Here is a 17,061-nt window from a genome sequence, read left to right on the forward strand (position 1 = left end):
CCTCACCCGTGCAGTCCGCACTCGGTCTTGGCCTTGCCCACCCAGCGACCGCTGCGCGGGTCCGCGCCCGGCAACGGCTTCGCCGTGCACGGCGCGCAGCCGATGGACGGATATCCCGCGCCCACCAACGGGTTCTCCAGGATGCCGTGCTCGGCGATGTAGGCGTTGAACTCCTCGTCGGTCCAGGCGGCGATCGGGTTGATCTTGACTAGCCCGTTGCGCTCGTCCCAGCCCACGATCGGCGTGTTCGCCCGCGTCGGCGCGTCCACCCTGCGCACGCCGGTGACCCAGGCGTCGTAGCGGGACAGCGTGCGCCGCAGCGGGATCACCTTGCGCATCGCGCAGCAGCGGTCGGCCGCGCGCTCGAACAGGTTCGGCCCGTGCTCGGCGTCCTGCTCGGCCACGGTCAGGTCCGGCAGCGCGTTGACGATGTTCACCGGATACACGGACTCCACCGCGTCCCTGGTGCCGATGGTCTCGGCGAAGTGGTAGCCGGTCTCCAGGAACAGCACGTCGAAACCGCTGGTCACCTTGGCCGCCAGGTCGATCAGCACCGCGTCCTGCATGTTCGAGGCCAGGATCCAGCGATCCAGCGGAAAGGTCTCCGCGACCCAGGTCAGCGCCTCGATCGCGGTGGCCTCGGCCAGCTCCTGACCCGCCCGCTCGGCGAGGGACTGGAAATCGGTCGTGGTGCTCACCGGGTCACCTCCACCGGGCGTCGCAGGCCGACGAACTTCAGCGAGAACACCCGCTGGCACCCGGTGCAGCCCCACGCGCCGTGCGGCTCCTCCTCTGGTCGCAGGTCCTCGTCCCCGCAGTAGGGGCAGTAGAACGGCGTCGCTCGTTCGCTCATCGCAGATCGGCCTCCTCGGCGCGGGCCGCCCACTGGGCGAACCGCTCTCCCTCGGTGCGCTGGGCCACGAAGTTGCGCGCGACCCGCGCCACGTACTCACCCAGCTCGGCCGCGGTCACCTTGTGCCCGCGCAGTTTCCGGCCGAAGCCGGCGTCCAGGCCGAGCCCGCCGCCCAGGTGCACCTGGTAGCCCTCGACCTGCTGGCCCTCGCCGTTGGTCACGATCTGGCCCTTGAGCCCGATGTCCGCGGTCTGGATCCGGGCGCAGGAGTTGGGGCAGCCGTTGATGTGCACACTGATCGCCGCTTCGGCCAGGGTGTCCTGGACGTCGGCGAGCTGCTGCTCCAGCTCCTCGACCAGGCGCGCGGCGCGGGCCTTGGTCTCCACGATGGCCAGCTTGCAGAACTCGATGCCGGTGCAGGCCATGGTGGTGCGCCGCCACGGCGAGGGCTTGGCGTGCAGGCCCAGCGCGGCCAGCTCGTCCACCAGACTGTCCACTTCGGACTCGGCCACGTCCAGCACGACCAGCTTCTGCTGCGCGGTCAGCCGGACCCGGCGGGACCCGGCCCGCTCCACCGCCTTGGCCACGTCGAGCAGGATCGAGCCGGACACCCGCCCGGCGACCGGCGCGACCCCGATGTAGAACTTGCCGTCCTTCTGCCGGTGCACGCCGACGTGGTCGATCGGCGCGGTGGCCGCGGGCGCGACCCCGTCGAGCAGCTTCCGCTTGAGGTACTCGGTCTCCAGCACCTCGCGGAACTTCTCCACGCCCCAGTCTGCGACCAGGAACTTGATCCGCGCCCGGTGCCGCAGCCGCCGGTAGCCGTAGTCGCGGAAGACGCTGATCACGCCTTCCCAGACATCGGGCACCTCGTCCAGGGGCACCCACACGCCGAGCCGCTTGGCCAGCATCGGGTTGGTGGACAGGCCGCCGCCGACGAACAGGTCGAAGCCGGGCCCGTGCTCGGGGTGGTCGACGCCGACGAAGGAGATGTCGTTGACCTCGTGCGCCACGTCCTGCAACCCGGAGATGGCGCTCTTGAACTTGCGTGGCAGGTTCGAGTAGGCCGGGTCGCCGATGTAGCGCTTGACGATCTCCTGGATGGCCGGGGTGCCGTCGATGACCTCCTCGGCGGAGATCCCGGCGACCGGCGAGCCGAGCACCACCCGCGGGCTGTCCCCGCAGGCCTCGGTGGTGCTCAGGCCGACCGCCTCGATCTTCTCCCAGATCGTGGGCACGTCCTCGATCTGGATCCAGTGGTACTGGATGTTCTGCCGGTCGGTGATGTCGGCGGTGTCGCGGGCGTAGGTCTGGGAGATCTCGCCCAGCACCCGTAGCTGCTCGGTGCTCAGCGCGCCGCCGTCGACGCGCACGCGGAGCATGAAGTACTCGTCGTCGAGCTCCTCCGGTTCCAGCACGGCCGTGCGGCCGCCGTCGATACCGGGCTTGCGCTGGGTGTAGAGGCCGTACCAGCGGAAACGTCCGCGAAGGTCGGCCGGGTCAATGGAGTCGAAGCCACCGCGGGCGTAGATGTTCTCGATCCGGGCCCGCACGTTGAGCGGGTTGTCGTCCTTCTTCGAGCGCTCGTTCGGGTTCAGCGGCTCGCGGTAGCCCAGCGCCCACTGCCCTTCGCCGCGGCGCTGTTTCACAGCCCGCGCCGGGGGAGAGGTTGGGGGGACCATGGTCCGACCTCCGGGATTCGAGGCGGCCGTGCGCACCGTCGAAGCCCCAGAGTTCACATGGTGGGATGGGGATCTTCAGCCGGGACGCCCGTCGCCGGCTGGCAAAAAGAAATGCAGCGGCCGACTAGACGTACCGTCGGCAGAGCGCGCTGGAGACACGCAGGTAGTCCACGTGGCGGCGGGCCACGAGGAACAGGCGTCGTCCAGGCGAGGTCATGTCGACCAGCGTGCCACGCGTCCCGGGATGGGTCTACCGCCATCCGCATAGTGGGATGGTGAGACGGATTGAGAGACTGCTGCTATGCCTTCCGTACTTCCCGACGGCGACCCGGCGCCCCAGGACGGCGCGCTGCCCGCCACCGCCCTGACCGGCCTTGGCGACCGGCCGTTCGGGCTGTACGTCCACGTGCCGTTCTGCGCGACCCGCTGCGGCTACTGCGACTTCAACACCTACACCCCCGGTGAGCTGGGCAGCTCCGCCTCCCCGCAGTCCTGGCTGACCGGGCTGCGCCAGGAGCTGGAGCTGGCCGCGCGGGTGCTGGGCAGCCCCCCGGCCGCGGACACCGTCTTCGTCGGCGGTGGCACCCCGTCCCTGCTCGGCGCGGACGGCCTGGCCGCGGTGCTCGGCGCGGTCCGGGACACCTTCGGCCTGGCCCCCGGCGCCGAGGTGACCACCGAGTCCAACCCGGAGTCCACCTCCCCGGAGTTCTTCGCCGGCCTCCTGGCCGCCGGGTACACCAGGGTCTCCCTGGGCATGCAGTCCGCCGCCCCGCACGTGCTCCAGATCCTGGACCGCACGCACACGCCCGGCCGCGCCCGCGCCGCGGCGAAGGAAGCCCGCGCCGCCGGGTTCGAGCACGTGAACCTGGACCTGATCTACGGCACCCCCGGCGAACGCCCGCAGGACCTGGCCGAGTCCCTGGACGTGGTCCTGGCCGGCGGCGTCGACCACGTCTCGGCGTACGCGCTGATCGTCGAGGAGGGCACCGCCCTGGCCCGCCGGATCAACCGGGGCGAGCTGCCCAGCCCGGACGACGACGTGCTGGCCGAACGCTACGAACAGGTCGACCAGACCCTCCAGCGCGCCGGCCTGACCTGGTACGAGGTCTCCAACTGGGCCACCGGCGAGGCCGCCCGCTGCCGCCACAACCTGGGCTACTGGCTCGGCGGCGACTGGTGGGGCGCGGGACCGGGCGCGCACAGCCACGTCGGCGGGGTGCGCTGGTGGAACGTCAAGCACCCCAGCCGCTACGCCGCCCTGCTCGCCGAGGGTCACTCACCGGCGGCGGGCCGGGAGACCCTGACCGCGCAGGACCGGGACGTGGAACGCGTCCTGCTGGAGCTGCGGCTGGTCGAGGGCCTGCCGGTGGCGGTGCTGGACGAGGCGGGCCGCCGCGAGGCCGGGGTGGCCGCCGCGGACGGCCTGCTCGACGCGGCGAGCCTGGCCGGCGGGCGCTGCGTGCTCACCGACCAGGGCCGCCTGCTGGCCGACGCGGTGGTCCGGCGACTGGTGCCGTGAACTGGCGCGACCACGAGTTTTAAAGTAGTTTGCAGCTATGACCGCAACTGCGCCGGAGGTCAACTTCTCGGACCTCTCCAACAAGCCGGTCGACACCGTGCGCAAGCTGCAGGAGTCGCCGAGCCGGTCGGTGCGCGTCCACCGCAGGGGCGATGAGGAGGACCTGGTTCTGGTCACCGCCAGCCGGGCCGCCGAGGTGCGGGAGGTCGTCTCCACCACCACCGCCCTGTTCGTCGCGCTCATGCAGCACAGCGCCGAGGTCAGGGACCTGGTCACCGAGGTGATGCCGACCGCCTTCCCGTGGGTGCGCTTCCTGCCGAGAGAGGATGTGCGGGCCTTCGTGGTCGAGCTGATCGACATCCTGGAGGCGGCGAACTCCCTCGGCAATCCCGCCCCGGTGGTCCAGCTGATCACCGAATGGCGGCACACCGCCGAGGTGCACGCCGATCCCGAACTGCTGGCCACCCTGCGCAAGGACGGCGAGGACCTGGGCGAGGTCCCGGCGCCGGAGGCGACGCAGGCGTGAGCCCGAAGAAAGGCGATCCGGTCGCACCCCCGGCGATCGGCGCGGAGTGGCAGATCCGGTTCAGCACCACCGAGGCGGTCAAGGGCTGGCAGGACCTGGAGAACGCCGTCCCCGGCAACCTGCGCAAAGCCTGGGAGACGATGCGCGCGGAACCCGGTCCGGGACCGGGCAAGCCGACCAGCAGGCACCACCAGTTCCGCCGCTCGCTGGCCACCGGCACCCATGGCGGCCGCACCCTGCCGCAGTGGCAGATCGAGGTCACCGGCGGTGGCCGGATCTGGTACCTGCTCGACGAGGACCGGCACACTGTCTGGGTGCAGGCGGCCAGCACCGGGCACCTCAAGGCCACCGACTAACCCAGCGCCAGCACCCGGACGTGGATGAAGTTGCGCTGCTGGAGCGCCGCCCGCACCGCCCGGTGCAGCCCGTCCTCCAGGAACATCTCCCCGCGCCACTGGACCGCGTGGGCGAACAGGTCGCCGAAGAAGGTCGAGTCGGAGCTGAGCAGGCGGTCCAGCTCCAGCACCTTCTTCGTGGTCACCAGCTCGTCCAGCCGGACCGGCCGGGGCGGGATCTTCGCCCACTCCCTGGTACTCAGCCCGTGGTCCGGGTACGGCCGCCCGTCCCGGACGTCCTTGAAGATCACCCCGGCCTCCCTGCCAGCACTCGCGCGTAGCACCCCACACCAGACCCTAGGGCGTGTCCGCCGAGCCTCGCACGCGACCACCGGGCCCAGCCCGTCCCGGTCGGCGCCGCCGGAACGACCGAGTACGCCCAGTACGAGGCCGCTCCGGCGGCGCCGACCGGAACGACCTGGACTCCAGCGCTCACGCACGAGGCCCGGCGGACACGCCCTAGACTTGCAAGCGACAGGGAGGTGACGCGCGGTGAACACAGGGTCGCCGGACGACCGCCGCTTCGAGGTGTTGCGGGCGATCGTCGCCGACTACGTCAACACCCAGGAGCCGGTCGGGTCCAAGGCGCTGGTCGACCGGCACAACCTCGGGGTGTCCAGCGCGACGGTGCGCAACGACATGGCGGTGCTGGAGGAGGACGGCTACATCACCCAGCCGCACACCAGCGCCGGCCGGGTGCCCACGGACAAGGGCTACCGGGTCTTCGTGGACCGGCTGACCGAGGTCAAGCCGCTCTCTACCGCCGAGCGCAGGGCGATCCAGGCGTTCCTGGACGGGGCGATGGACCTGGACGACGTGCTCCGGCGCAGTGTGCGGCTGCTGGCGCAGCTGACCAGGCAGGTGGCCGTGGTGCAGTACCCGACGCTGACCCGGTCCTCGGTCCGGCACATCGAGGTGGTGCCGATCACGCAGGCCAGGCTGATGCTGGTGACCATCACCGACACCGGCCGGGTCGAGCAGCGCATGGTCGACCTGGGCGATGTGATCAGCACCGAGGACGTGGCCAGGGTGCGCTCCGTGCTCAACTCCACCCTGGTCGGGCGCAGGCTCGCCGATGCCTCCGCGCGGGTGGCCGAGCTGCCGGAGTCGGCGCCGAGCGAGCTGCGCGACATCATGATCCGGGTGTGCACCGCGCTGATCGAGTCGCTGGTGGAGCATCCGGAGGAGCGGCTGCTGCTCGGCGGCACCGCGAACCTGACCCGCAACGTGGCCGACTTCCCCAACTCCCTGCGCAGCGTGCTGGAAGCCTTGGAGGAGCAGGTCGTCGTGCTCAAGCTGCTGCAGGCGGCGCACGACCAGTCGACGATCACGGTGCGGATCGGGGAGGAGAACGAGGCCGAGGAGATGCGCAGCACCTCCGTGGTCTCCATCGGCTACGGCTCCTCCGCGGGCACCGTGCTCGGCGGCATGGGTGTGGTGGGGCCGACAAGAATGGACTACCCGGGAACGATGGCGGCTGTCCGCGCCGTTGCCGCATATGTGGGAGACATCCTGGCCGGCCGCTGAGCGGCGGCTGGCTGAGGGAAGAAGGACTGGGAGACGGTGGCAAGGGACTACTACGGCACTCTCGGCGTGCGTTCGGACGCGTCGCAAGAGGAGATCAAGCGGGCGTACCGCAAGCTCGCCCGCGAGCTGCACCCGGACGTGAACCCGGAGGAGAGTGCCCAGCAGCGTTTCCGTGAGGTGACCGCGGTCTACGAGGTGCTCTCCGACCCGGAGAAGCGCAAGATCGTCGACCTCGGCGGTGACCCGCTCTCGCCCGGTGGCGGCGGGGGTGGCGGACGCGGCGGCATGGGCGACCCGTTCGCCGGGTTCGGCCTCGGCGACATCATGGACGCCTTCTTCGGCGGCGGCCCGGCCAGCCGGGGTCCGCGCAGCCGGACCCAGCCCGGCTCGGACGCGCTGATCCGGCTGGAGGCCACCCTGGAGGAGTGCGCCAGCGGCATCACCCGCGAGCTGACCGTGGACACCGCGATCCTGTGCGACCTGTGCGAGGGCTCCGGCTGCGCCAAGGGCAGCTCGCCGATCCGCTGCGACACCTGCGGCGGGCGTGGCGAGGTGCAGTCCGTGCAGCGCTCCTTCCTCGGCCAGGTGGTCACCGCCCGGCCGTGCCCGGTCTGCCGCGGCTTCGGCGAGGTCATCCCCGACCCCTGCCAGCAGTGCGCGGGCGAGGGCAGGGTGCGCTCGCGGCGCACCATCAACGTCAAGATCCCGCCGGGTGTGGCCGACGGCATGCGCGTGCGGCTGGCCAGCCAGGGCGAGGTCGGCCCCGGCGGCGGACCGGCCGGTGACCTCTACGTCGAGGTCGAGGAGCTGCCGCACGACACCTTCACCCGCGAGGGCACCGAGCTGCACTGCACGATCCGGGTGCCGATGACCGCGGCCGCACTGGGCGCGACCATCCCGATGCAGACCCTGGACGGCGTGGAGGAGCTGCCGCTGGACCCGGGCACCCAGCCGGACACCGAGCTGCTGCTGCCCGGCAAGGGCATGCCCCGGCTGCGGTCCTCCGGCCGGGTGGACGGGCGCGGCGACCTGCACGTGCACGTCGAGGTCGTGGTGCCGACCAAGCTGGACGAGGAACAGACCGCGCTGCTGCGCCAGCTCGCCGAGCTGCGCGGCGAGGAGGCATCCGAGCTGGCCACCAACGCCAACGGGCGCGGCGGCGGCCTGTTCTCCAGGCTGCGGCACTCCTTCGGACAGCGTTGATCCACGGAGACGCGGTCTTCCACGTCGACGAGCTCCCGAGCGGGGACTCAGCGCGGCTGGACGGACCGGAAGGCAGGCACGCGGCCACGGTGCGCCGGATGCGCGTCGGGGAGCACCTGGTGCTCTCCGACGGCGCCGGTGGCCTGGCCCGGTGCGCGGTGGCCGAGGTCGGCAAGGACTTCCTCGGCCTCGAGGTGCTGGCGCGCTGGCTGGAGCCCGCGCCCAGCCCCCGGGTCACCCTGGTGCAGGCGCTGGTCAAGGGCGATCGCGGGGAGCTGGCGGTCGAGCTGGCCACCGAGGCCGGGGTGGACGCGGTGCACCCGTGGCGCGCGGCCCGCTGTGTGGCCCGCTGGGAGGACGGACCGCGCGGGGCCAAGGCACTGGCCCGGTGGCGCTCCACGGCCCTCCAGGCGGCCAAACAGGCCCGCCGGGCCTGGGTCCCCGAGGTCGGTGAGCCGCTGGGCACCGGACAGCTCGCTGAGCTGGTCCGGGGCAGCGCGTGCACCCTGGTGCTGCACGAGGCCGCCGAGGTGGGGTTGGCCGAGGTCGAGCTGCCTGCCGAGGGGGAGCTGCTGATCGTGGTCGGGCCGGAAGGCGGGATCACGGAGAGCGAGATCGCGCGACTCACCGAATCGGGAGCGATCCCAGTCCGGCTGGGGCACACCGTGCTGCGCGCCTCCACCGCGGCAGCGGTCGCCCTGGGCGCGCTGGGCGTGCTGACCGGCCGCTGGGCAGCTGTCGCCAGTGGCGAAAGTGCTCGTTAGCAACCACTTCCGCGCAGTTCTGCTACCTCGGCCACGGGAAATGGCGACCGGCCCAGCGATCGATCGCCAAACGGCAGCTTTCGCGCGCCGAGCGGCGTGATCCATTCGGTCGAGGTGTAGCGCGAGGGGCCGGATAGGAGCTACGCTCTGTCGCCGACGGGCAAGAAAGTTCTGGGGCAGCCTTCGTCGGCCCACCTCAGAGCACTTGCCGGAAACTGGCCTCGGGTGACGGGCACCCGAAGGATCGCCGGACACCTCCCCCCTCGGTCCGGCGCGGTTGCGTCGCGACGGAGTGACCCCCAGGCTCCGTCGCGACGCAACCACCCCATCACCCACCCTGTGGTAAGTCCGGGGTTGTCACTCTGTGTCGAGGTTCGTATCCACTCTGCCGGTGGAATCGCGCTGGACAATTTTTATAACACGCCTGTGCTAGAAAAGTACAGTGCCCAAACTCGTCGACCATGAGGCCCGCCGCCGGGAGCTGGCCCAGGCCGTGTGGCGGGTCGTCCAGCGCGACGGCGTGGAACGCGCCTCGGTGCGCGCGGTGGCCGCCGAGTCCGGCTGGTCGGCCGGCGCGCTGCGGCACTACTTCCCGACCCAGGACGCGCTGCTGCACTTCGCGATGGACCTGGCCGCGGAGAAGTTCACCGAACGGGCCCGCGCCGCCGACGAGCACGGCCGCCTGCCGCAGGACCACTCCGCGCCGTGGCGGGTGCGCAACCTGATGCGCACGCTGCTGCCGCTGGACGCCGACAGCAAGGTCTCCGCCGAGGTGTGGATGGCCTTCGTCAGCCGCGCCAGGGTCGACCCGGTGCTGCGCGCCGCGGGCCGCAAGGGCGATGAGGAGGTCGCCTACTGGCTGCTGGACCGGCTGCGCGAGGCCAGGGCCGAGGGCATCCTGCGGCCGGGCGCCGACCCCGAACGCGAGGCGCTGCGCCTGCTCGCGCTCACCGACGGCCTGGTCCTGCACGGCCTGATCGCCCCGGAGGCGATGTCGCCGGAGCTGATGTCCCAGCTGCTGGACGACCACATCCGGGAGCTGTTCCCGGGCAGCGACCTGAGCACCTGAGCGGCCAACGGCCTATTGCGGTGGGGCTCGTCAGGGGCTGGCGTTAGCATCAATCCCGACAGAGACCCATCAACGCAAGCACCGCAGAAAGCAGGCCCGAGGCCACGTGGCCGGTACCGCACCTGGTGAAGCGACCCAGCCCGGGTCGAAGATCTCCCTGCCCGACTCCGCAGTCCTGGCGCTGCTCGGCTCCCGCGACGAGAACCTGCGTCTGCTGGAGGAGCTGCTCACCGCCGACGTGCACGTGCGGGGCAACGAACTCACGCTGACCGGCGATCCGGCCGACGTCGCCTTCGCCGGACGCGTCTTCGCCGAGCTCGTCACCCTGGCCGGCAAGGGCCAGCCGGTCGGGCAGGACGCGGTGCGGCGCACGGTGGCCATGCTCGACGCCGGCACCGCCGAGTCCCCCGCCGAGGTGCTCAGCCTCAACATCATCTCCCGGCGCGGGCGGACCATCCGGCCCAAGACGCTGAACCAGAAGCGCTACGTGGACGCCATCGACGCGAACACCGTGGTCTTCGGCATCGGCCCGGCAGGCACCGGCAAGACCTACCTGGCCATGGCCAAGGCCGTGCAGGCGTTGCAGGCCAAGCAGGTCAGCCGGATCATCCTGACCAGGCCCGCGGTCGAGGCGGGGGAGCGGCTGGGCTACCTGCCGGGCACCCTCTACGACAAGATCGACCCGTACCTGCGGCCGCTCTACGACGCGCTGCACGACATGGTCGACCCGGAGTCGATCCCCCGGCTGACCCAGGCCGGGACGATCGAGGTGGCGCCGCTGGCCTACATGCGCGGCCGCACCCTCAACGACGCCTTCATCATCCTGGACGAGGCGCAGAACACCACGCCCGAGCAGATGAAGATGTTCCTCACCCGGCTCGGCTTCGGCTCCAAGATCGTGGTCACCGGCGACATCACCCAGGTCGACCTGCCCGGCGGGCAGCGCAGCGGCCTGAAGGTGGTCCGGGAGATCCTCGACGGTGTGGACGACGTGCACTTCTCGATCCTGACCAGCCAGGACGTGGTCCGGCACCGGTTGGTCGGGGAGATCGTGGACGCCTACGACCGCTGGCAGGTCGTGCAGGACAACGCGGAGAACGGCGCCGCGGCGCAGCGTGCCCACACCCGAAAGGCAAGGCGTTGAGCATCGAGATCGCCAACGAGTCCGGGGTCGGGGTCGAGGAGACCTCGATCGTCGACGCGGCGAGGTTCGCGCTGGACCGCATGGGCGTGAGCCCGCTGGCCGAGCTGTCCGTGCTGCTGGTCGAGCTGGACGTGATGTCCGACCTGCACGAGCGGTGGATGGACCTGCCGGGCCCCACCGACGTGATGGCCTTCCCGATGGACGAGCTGGACTCCGCCCGCCGCCCCGACGCGGCCGGGGTCGGTCCCGCGCTGCTCGGCGACATCGTGCTCTGCCCGGCCTTCGCCAAGGACCAGGCGCGCAAGGCGGGGCACAGCCTCACCGACGAGCTGCACCTGCTCACCGTGCACGGCGTGCTGCACCTGCTCGGCTACGACCACGCCGAGCCGGAGGAGGAGCGGGAGATGTTCTCCCTGCAGAACCGCATCCTCGCCGACTTCCGCACCGCGCGGGCGCAGGAGCAGCAGCGCGCCGCCGATGACAAGGTGCTCGGCGCGGTCGGCCTGCACGACGCGGCCACCGACGCAGCGGAACCGGCGGCGGCGGAACCGGCGACCGAGGCGCCCGCCGCGGAGCCGCAGCGGCGCGCGGACGCCGACCCCGCGGGCTGAGGCGGCGACGGCGATGTCCGACCCCGTGACGCTGGTCGTCATCGCGGTCCTGCTGGTGCTCGCCGCCGGGGTCTTCGGCGCCGCCGACGCGGCGCTGGGCACGGTCTCCAGGGCCAGGGTGGACGCGCTGGTCCGGCAGGGCAGGGCAGGGGCCCGCCAGCTCGCGCTGGTGGTGGCCGACCGGCCCCGGCACATCAACCTGCTGCTGTTGCTGCGGCTGGGCTGCGAGCTGGCCGCCACCGTGCTGGTCACCTTCGCCTGCCTGTTCTGGATCGACACCGCCTGGCTGGCCGCGCTGGTGGCCATGCTGAGCATGCTGGTGACCAGCTACGTGCTGGTCGGCGTCGGCCCGCGCACCATCGGCCGCCAGCACCCCTACGGCGTGGGCATCCTGGTCGCCGGGCCGGTGCGCGCGCTGGTCACCGTGCTCGGGCCGCTGGCCAGGCTGCTGATCCTGATCGGTAACGCGATCACCCCCGGCCGCGGTTTCCGGGAGGGCCCGTTCTCCTCCGAGGTCGAGCTGCGCGAGCTGGTCGACCTGGCCCAGGAGCGCGGCGTAGTGGCCGCAGGCGAGCGCGAGATGATCCACTCGGTGTTCGAGCTGCGCGCCACCATCGCCCGCGAGGTCATGGTGCCGCGCACCGAGATCGTCTGGATCGAGCAGGACAAGTCGGTCCGGCAGGCCCTCGCGCTGTGCCTGCGCACCGGGTTCTCCCGCATCCCGGTGATCGGGGAGAGCGTGGACGACGTGGTCGGCGTGGTGAACCTCAAGGACCTGGTGCGCTCCTCGGTGGAGGGCGCGGCCGAGGCCGACCGCACGGTCGGGGTGCGCGAGCTGATGCGCCCGGCCAGCTTCGTGCCCGACTCCAAGCGGCTGGCCGAGCTGCTCAAGGAGATGCAGCTCTCCCGCAACCACCTGGCCATCGCGGTGGACGAGTACGGCGGCACCGCCGGGCTGCTCACCATCGAGGACATCATCGAGGAGATCGTCGGCGAGATCACCGACGAGCACGACGCGGACGAGCGCCCGCCGATCGAGGTGCTCGGCGACGGCACCCCCGCGGTCCGGGTGGTCTCCCGGCTGCCGGTGGAGGACCTGGGCGCCTACTTCGGCGTCGAGCTGGATGACTCCGAGGTGGAGACCGTGGGCGGCCTGCTGGCCCAGCGGCTGGGCCGGGTCCCGCTGCCGGGCGCGGAGGCCGAGATCGAGGGCCTGCGGCTGCGCGCCGAGGGCGGCAAGGACAACCGCGGCCGGATGCGGATCACCACCGTGCTGGTCTGCCCGGTCAGCACGCTCACCCCGGCCGTCCCGGCCGAAGCCGACGGAAAGGACTCCCGTGCCTGAGCTCGACCCCGAGGACACCAAGCTCGTCGTGCTGGCCCGCGCCTCCCGCGCCCGCACCGGCGCCGCCGAGGGCGCCGCGGTCCGCGACACCGACGGCCGCACCTATGCCGCCACCACGGTCGCCCTGCCCTCGCTGAAGCTGACCGCCCTGCAAGCCGCGGTCGCGGCGGCGGTGTCCAGCGGGGCGGAAGGCCTGGAGGCGGCGGCGGTGGTCACGGCGGCGGCGGAGGCCGACGAGGCGTCCCGGTCCGCCCTGCGCGATCTGGCCCCGGCGGCCCCGCTGCACGTGGCGGGCGCCGACGGCGAGGTGCACACCACGCACTGAGCCGCGGACGACCGCGGCGAGCAGCCCGGCGGCGGGAGCTGAAACCCGCTCAGCCGGTGCGGCGGAAGGTGCGCCGGTAGCTGCTGGGCGCGGTGCCGAGCTGGGCGCGCAGGTGGGACCGGAGTGAGGCCGCGGTGCCAAAACCGGCCTGGGCGGCGATCCGGTCCACCGGCAGGTCGGTCTCCTCCAGCAGCCGCCTGGCCAGCTCCACCCGCTGCCGGATAAGCCACTGCCCTGGGCTCAGGCCGGTCTCCTCGCGGAAGCGGCGGGTGAAGGTGCGCACGCTCATCCGTGCCCGCGCGGCCAGCTCGCGCAGGTCCAGTGGGCGTTCCAGGTTGCCCAGCATCCACTCGCGGACCTCGGTGGTGCCCGAGTCCGGCTCCACCGGCAGCGGGCGCTCGATGAACTGGGCCTGACCGCCGTCCCGCCAGGGTGCGACCACGCAGCGCCGGGCGCTGCGGTTGGCCACCCCGCTGCCGTGGTCCAGCCGCACCACGTGCAGGCACAGGTCAAGGCCCGCGGCCACGCCTGCCGAGGTGAGCACCTGGCCGTCGTCGACGAAGAGCACCTCCGGGTGCAGGTCCACCTCGGGGAACAGCCGCCGGAACCGCTTGACCCAGCGCCAGTGCGTGGCCGCGGGCCGTCCGTCCAGCAGTCCGGCCGCGGCCAGCGCGAAGGACCCGGTGCAGATGGACAGCACTCGCTTCCCGGCCGCCAGCGCGGCCTGGAACGCCTCGCCGACGCCGTCCGGCAGCACGCCGTCGGTCACGATCGGGCCGTCGTGCACACCGGTGGCCACCACCGTGTCGGCCCACTCGAAGGCCTCCAGGCCGTGCTCGGGCAGCACCTGGTACCCGGCCGCGGCCCGCACCGGCCCGCCGTCGGAGGTGCACACCCGCACCTCGTAGAGCGGCTCGCCCCGATCACCGCGGGCGGCGGTGCCGAAGACCTGTGGCGGCACGCCGAGGTCGACCCCGGCGGCGTGGTCGAAGGTCAGCACGGCGACCCGGTGCGGACGGTCCATGGCCCGATCCTTGCACATGTTGGCCTTCGGGCCACTCGTCCGCGGCGGCCCGCGCACCGAGGCTGGCTCGGTGACCCAGACTCAGCTCACCCGTCCCCGCCTGCACCGGGCCTGGGTGGTCGCCGCCGTGGCCTTCGTCGCGCTGGTCGGCGCCGCCGGTTTCCGCGCCACCCCTGGCGTGCTGATCAACCCGCTGCAACAGGAGTTCGGCTGGCCGCTGGGCACCCTCTCGCTGGCCGTCTCGATCAACCTGCTGCTCTTCGGCCTGACCTCCCCGTTCGCCGCGGCCCTGATGGAGCGCTTCGGCGTGCGCAGGGTGGTGGCCTGCGCGCTGGCGCTGGTCGCCGCGGGCAGCGGGCTGACCGTGTTCATGACCGCCTCCTGGCAGCTGGTGCTGCTGTGGGGCGTGCTGGTCGGGCTGGGCACCGGGTCGATGGCGCTGGCCTTCGTGGCCACCATCACCACCCGCTGGTTCGTCACGAGCCGCGGCCTGGTCACCGGCGTGCTCACCGCGGGCAGCGCGGCCGGTCAGCTGGTGTTCCTGCCGTTGCAGGCGCTGCTGGTCGAGCAGTATGGCTGGCGCTGGGCCGCGCTGGCGGTCGCCCTGGGCGCGCTCGCGGTGGTGCCGCTGGTGCTGGGGCTGCTGCGGGACCACCCGGCCGAGCTCGGCCTGACCGCCTACGGCGCCACCGGCGCGCCCGAGCTGCCGCCAAGGCCGGCCGGCGGCGCGGCCAAGCGCGCCCTGTCCGTGCTGGCCACCGCCGCGCGCACCAAGGCATTCTGGTTCCTGGCCATCGGCTTCGCGATCTGCGGCATGAGCACCAACGGCCTGGTCGGCACGCACTTCATCCCGGCCGCGCACGACCACGGCATGCCCACCACCACCGCGGCCGGACTGCTCGCCCTGGTCGGCGTCTTCGACATCCTCGGCACCGTCCTGTCCGGCTGGCTGACCGACCGGGTCGACTCCCGGCTGCTGCTCGGCGCCTACTACCTGCTGCGCGGGGTGTCGCTGTTCGTCCTGCCCAGCCTGTTCGACGCCAGCGCCGGGCCCAGCATGCTGGTCTTCATCATCTTCTACGGCCTGGACTGGGTGGCCACCGTGCCGCCCACGGTCGCGCTCTGCCGGCAGCACTTCGGCCAGGACGGACCGGTGGTCTTCGGCTGGGTCTTCGCCGCGCACCAGGTCGGCGCGGCCATCGCGGCCACCGGCGCGGGCCTGCTGCGCGAGCACCTCGGCAACTACACCGCCTCCTGGTACCTGGCCGCCGGACTGTGCATGATCGCGGCGGTGGCCTCCATGATGATCACCACGTTGCGCGCCAAGCGCTCGGTCCCGGTGCCGGTGGCCCCGTAGCGTGAACGCCTGTGCGCCTGACCGTGTGCCGTGACTGCTGCTGCGGGACCACCCGCAAGCACCCCGAGCTCGACCACGACGAGCAGCTGCGCAGGCTGCGCGAGATCGCCGAGGAGCACGGGGCCAGGGTGACCGTCTCGGACTGCCTCGACGTGTGCGCGCAGTCCAACGTGGTCGTGGTGCAGAGACCCGGCGGCGGCAAACCGGTCTGGCTCGGGTTTGTGCTCGGCGAGGCCGTGCTCGGCGATCTGGCCAGGTGGCTGGCCGCCGGTGGGCCGGGCCGGGCGCCGCTGCCGGACACCCTGGAGCTGCACCGGATCAGCCCGCCGGTCCGGGAGGGCTCCCGGTAGTCCTGCCCTACAACAGGCGGCATGCCGAAACAGCTGCGCGTCACGCGAATAGTGATCATCATCCAAGCCGTGCTGAACCTGGCCCTTGGCGGGTTCGCCCTCGTCCTGCTCTCCCAGGAGAGCGACCGCGCGTGGGCCAGGGGGAACCTGGGCGTGCAGGCCCTGCTGCTGGTGGTCTCGCTGCTGGCCATGGTGCTGCTGCTGGTGTGCGCGACGCGGTTCGGCCATCGCGAGCCGTGGGTGCGCTTCACCGCGCTGGGGGTGGAGTGGGTCGTGCTGGCGGGCGCGGTGCTCAACATCGTCGGCGGGCTGATGATGGGCGAGCTCCTGCCACAGGCGGTGATCCCGTTGGTCTTCGCGGCGCTCGTGCTGCAGGCCCTGCTCAGGTCGGAGTCCAGGGAGTGGTTCACCGGGGAGCTGCGAGAATGGTCGAGTGACCAGCGTCAGTGACACCCACCGCTCCGGCTTCGCCTGCTTCGTCGGCAGGCCGAACGCAGGCAAGTCCACCCTCACCAACGCACTGGTCGGCACCAAGGTCGCCATCACCTCCAGCCGCCCGCAGACCACCCGGCACACCATCCGCGGTGTGGTGCACCGGCCGGACGCGCAGCTGGTCATCGTGGACACCCCCGGACTGCACCGGCCGCGCACCCTGCTCGGCCAGCGGCTCAACGACCTGGTCAGGGAGACCTGGTCGGAGGTCGACGTGGTCGGGCTCTGCGTGCCGGCCGACCAGCCGGTCGGCCCGGGTGACAAGTTCATCGCGGCCGAGCTGAAGAAGATCTCCAAGAACACCCCGGTGATCGGCATCATCACCAAGACCGACCTGGTGAGCCAGGAGCTGGTCGCCCAGCAGCTGCTCGCGCTGCAGGAGATCATGGAGTTCACCGACCTGATCCCGGTCTCCGCGGTGGACGGCTTCCAGGTCGAGACGCTGACCCAGCTGCTCGTGGACCGGCTGCCGCGCGGCCCGCAGCTCTACCCCGACGGCGAGCTGACCGACGAGCCGGAGGCCACCCTCGTCGCCGAGCTGATCCGGGAGGCCGCCCTGGAGGGCGTGCGGGACGAGCTGCCGCACTCGATCGCGGTCACCGTGGAGGAGATGGTGCCGCACCCCGGCCGCACCGACATGATCGATGTGCACGCCGTGGTCTACCTGGAGCGGGACAGCCAGAAGGGGATCATGATCGGGCACAAGGGGGCCCGGCTCAAGCAGGTCGGCTCGACCGCGCGCAAGCACATCGAGAGCCTGCTCGGCACCAAGGTCTACCTGGACCTGCACGTCAAGATCGCCAAGGACTGGCAGCGGGACCCCAAGCAGCTGCGCCGCCTCGGGTTCTGAGCCTGTCGTCCCGGCATGGGACGAT

21 protein-coding genes are annotated in these 17,061 nt (G+C 72.0%); 15 read left to right on the forward strand and 6 right to left on the reverse strand.

Annotated features, from left to right (window positions below; genetic code table 11):
• Positions 1–2 precede the first annotated feature (2 nt).
• The 4 genes from ACWDY5_RS12560 to ACWDY5_RS12575 all read right to left on the reverse strand — a co-directional run bounded on the left by ACWDY5_RS12560 (position 3) and on the right by ACWDY5_RS12575 (position 2,752).
• On the reverse strand, positions 3–698 hold the full coding sequence (locus ACWDY5_RS12560; protein WP_449722340.1) for a phosphoadenylyl-sulfate reductase: 696 nt from the start codon (positions 696–698) through the stop codon (positions 3–5).
• Positions 695–853, reverse strand: a complete 159-nt coding sequence (locus ACWDY5_RS12565; protein ID WP_283663606.1) for an Insertion element protein — start codon at positions 851–853, stop codon at positions 695–697. Before ACWDY5_RS12565 ends, ACWDY5_RS12560 begins: the two co-directional genes overlap by 4 nt.
• Positions 850–2,535 (reverse strand): nitrite/sulfite reductase, encoded by a 1,686-nt coding sequence (locus ACWDY5_RS12570; protein ID WP_449722341.1) that lies wholly within the window; start codon positions 2,533–2,535, stop codon positions 850–852. Before ACWDY5_RS12570 ends, ACWDY5_RS12565 begins: the two co-directional genes overlap by 4 nt.
• A gap of 124 nt (positions 2,536–2,659) precedes the next feature.
• Positions 2,660–2,752: a putative leader peptide gene (locus ACWDY5_RS12575; protein ID WP_349497452.1), complete on the reverse strand. Its 93-nt coding sequence runs from the start codon at positions 2,750–2,752 to the stop codon at positions 2,660–2,662.
• 84 nt (positions 2,753–2,836) lie between these two features.
• Between ACWDY5_RS12575 and hemW the strand changes: the two genes are divergently transcribed.
• The 3 genes from hemW to ACWDY5_RS12590 are packed head-to-tail and all read left to right on the forward strand — an operon-like array spanning position 2,837 to position 4,936.
• On the forward strand, positions 2,837–4,054 hold the full coding sequence (hemW, locus tag ACWDY5_RS12580) for a radical SAM family heme chaperone HemW (protein ID WP_449722342.1): 1,218 nt from the start codon (positions 2,837–2,839) through the stop codon (positions 4,052–4,054).
• A gap of 37 nt (positions 4,055–4,091) precedes the next feature.
• Complete coding sequence (locus ACWDY5_RS12585) at positions 4,092–4,580, forward strand: hypothetical protein (protein ID WP_449722343.1); 489 nt, start codon at positions 4,092–4,094, stop codon at positions 4,578–4,580.
• Positions 4,577–4,936, forward strand: a complete 360-nt coding sequence (locus ACWDY5_RS12590) for a hypothetical protein (RefSeq protein WP_449722344.1) — start codon at positions 4,577–4,579, stop codon at positions 4,934–4,936. Before ACWDY5_RS12585 ends, ACWDY5_RS12590 begins: the two co-directional genes overlap by 4 nt.
• On the opposite strand, the gene ACWDY5_RS12595 is transcribed toward ACWDY5_RS12590, so the two are convergent.
• Complete coding sequence (locus ACWDY5_RS12595) at positions 4,933–5,226, reverse strand: type II toxin-antitoxin system VapB family antitoxin (protein ID WP_247759489.1); 294 nt, start codon at positions 5,224–5,226, stop codon at positions 4,933–4,935. The genes ACWDY5_RS12590 and ACWDY5_RS12595 overlap by 4 nt on opposite strands.
• 241 nt (positions 5,227–5,467) lie before the next feature.
• Here ACWDY5_RS12595 and hrcA point away from each other — a divergent pair, with 241 nt between their 5' ends.
• From hrcA to ACWDY5_RS12635, 8 genes are all read left to right on the forward strand, one after another.
• Positions 5,468–6,502, forward strand: coding sequence for a heat-inducible transcriptional repressor HrcA (gene hrcA, locus ACWDY5_RS12600; RefSeq protein WP_252481738.1), 1,035 nt, complete (start codon positions 5,468–5,470; stop codon positions 6,500–6,502).
• Positions 6,503–6,538: 36 nt separating this feature from the next.
• Positions 6,539–7,705, forward strand: coding sequence for a molecular chaperone DnaJ (gene dnaJ / locus ACWDY5_RS12605; protein ID WP_283663611.1), 1,167 nt, complete (start codon positions 6,539–6,541; stop codon positions 7,703–7,705).
• Complete coding sequence (locus ACWDY5_RS12610) at positions 7,705–8,469, forward strand: 16S rRNA (uracil(1498)-N(3))-methyltransferase (RefSeq protein ID WP_449722520.1); 765 nt, start codon at positions 7,705–7,707, stop codon at positions 8,467–8,469. The genes dnaJ and ACWDY5_RS12610 overlap by 1 nt, the downstream gene beginning before the upstream one ends.
• A gap of 442 nt (positions 8,470–8,911) precedes the next feature.
• Positions 8,912–9,538 (forward strand): TetR/AcrR family transcriptional regulator, encoded by a 627-nt coding sequence (locus tag ACWDY5_RS12615; protein ID WP_449722345.1) that lies wholly within the window; start codon positions 8,912–8,914, stop codon positions 9,536–9,538.
• Between the two features lie 106 nt (positions 9,539–9,644).
• Complete coding sequence (locus tag ACWDY5_RS12620; RefSeq protein WP_449722346.1) at positions 9,645–10,682, forward strand: PhoH family protein; 1,038 nt, start codon at positions 9,645–9,647, stop codon at positions 10,680–10,682.
• Positions 10,679–11,293 carry an rRNA maturation RNase YbeY gene (gene ybeY, locus ACWDY5_RS12625; RefSeq protein ID WP_449722347.1) on the forward strand — a complete coding sequence of 205 codons (615 nt, stop codon included), beginning with the start codon at positions 10,679–10,681 and terminating at the stop codon, positions 11,291–11,293. Before ACWDY5_RS12620 ends, ybeY begins: the two co-directional genes overlap by 4 nt.
• Before the next feature lie 13 nt (positions 11,294–11,306).
• Positions 11,307–12,638: a hemolysin family protein gene (locus ACWDY5_RS12630; protein ID WP_449722348.1), complete on the forward strand. Its 1,332-nt coding sequence runs from the start codon at positions 11,307–11,309 to the stop codon at positions 12,636–12,638.
• On the forward strand, positions 12,631–12,963 hold the full coding sequence (locus tag ACWDY5_RS12635) for a cytidine deaminase (RefSeq protein ID WP_449722349.1): 333 nt from the start codon (positions 12,631–12,633) through the stop codon (positions 12,961–12,963). The genes ACWDY5_RS12630 and ACWDY5_RS12635 overlap by 8 nt, the downstream gene beginning before the upstream one ends.
• A gap of 49 nt (positions 12,964–13,012) precedes the next feature.
• Here ACWDY5_RS12635 and ACWDY5_RS12640 read toward each other — a convergent pair whose 3' ends face one another.
• The gene (locus ACWDY5_RS12640) at positions 13,013–13,987 is read right to left on the reverse strand and encodes a GlxA family transcriptional regulator (RefSeq protein WP_449722350.1); all 975 of its coding nucleotides are present in this window, start codon (positions 13,985–13,987) and stop codon (positions 13,013–13,015) included.
• Between the two features lie 70 nt (positions 13,988–14,057).
• Here ACWDY5_RS12640 and ACWDY5_RS12645 point away from each other — a divergent pair, with 70 nt between their 5' ends.
• Genes ACWDY5_RS12645 through era form a run of 4 tightly spaced genes read left to right on the forward strand, consistent with a single transcriptional unit; the run spans position 14,058 to position 17,036 of the window.
• On the forward strand, positions 14,058–15,344 hold the full coding sequence (locus tag ACWDY5_RS12645; protein WP_449722351.1) for an MFS transporter: 1,287 nt from the start codon (positions 14,058–14,060) through the stop codon (positions 15,342–15,344).
• An 11-nt stretch (positions 15,345–15,355) separates the two neighbouring features.
• A complete protein-coding gene (locus ACWDY5_RS12650) occupies positions 15,356–15,694 on the forward strand; it encodes a (2Fe-2S) ferredoxin domain-containing protein (RefSeq protein WP_449722352.1) in 339 nt (112 codons plus the stop codon).
• A 21-nt stretch (positions 15,695–15,715) separates the two neighbouring features.
• Positions 15,716–16,144 (forward strand): hypothetical protein, encoded by a 429-nt coding sequence (locus ACWDY5_RS12655; RefSeq protein WP_449722353.1) that lies wholly within the window; start codon positions 15,716–15,718, stop codon positions 16,142–16,144.
• Positions 16,128–17,036: a GTPase Era gene (era, locus tag ACWDY5_RS12660; protein ID WP_449722354.1), complete on the forward strand. Its 909-nt coding sequence runs from the start codon at positions 16,128–16,130 to the stop codon at positions 17,034–17,036. The genes ACWDY5_RS12655 and era overlap by 17 nt, the downstream gene beginning before the upstream one ends.
• The last annotated feature ends 25 nt before the right edge of the window (positions 17,037–17,061 follow it).

The organism is Crossiella sp. NPDC003009 (assembly GCF_053591555.1).

Bases quoted from the DNA above. Each gene is read 5' to 3' on its own strand.
- ACWDY5_RS12630 (WP_449722348.1), top strand. From the start codon at position 11,307: ATGTCCGACCCCGTGACGCTGGTCGTCATCGCGGTCCTGCTGGTGCTC.
- ACWDY5_RS12655 (WP_449722353.1), top strand. From the start codon at position 15,716: ATGCCGAAACAGCTGCGCGTCACGCGAATAGTGATCATCATCCAAGCC.
- hemW (WP_449722342.1), top strand. From the start codon at position 2,837: ATGCCTTCCGTACTTCCCGACGGCGACCCGGCGCCCCAGGACGGCGCG.
- ACWDY5_RS12575 (WP_349497452.1), bottom strand. From the start codon at position 2,752: ATGACCTCGCCTGGACGACGCCTGTTCCTCGTGGCCCGCCGCCACGTG.
- ACWDY5_RS12565 (WP_283663606.1), bottom strand. From the start codon at position 853: ATGAGCGAACGAGCGACGCCGTTCTACTGCCCCTACTGCGGGGACGAG.
- ACWDY5_RS12640 (WP_449722350.1), bottom strand. From the start codon at position 13,987: ATGGACCGTCCGCACCGGGTCGCCGTGCTGACCTTCGACCACGCCGCC.
- ACWDY5_RS12570 (WP_449722341.1), bottom strand. From the start codon at position 2,535: ATGGTCCCCCCAACCTCTCCCCCGGCGCGGGCTGTGAAACAGCGCCGC.
- ACWDY5_RS12585 (WP_449722343.1), top strand. From the start codon at position 4,092: ATGACCGCAACTGCGCCGGAGGTCAACTTCTCGGACCTCTCCAACAAG.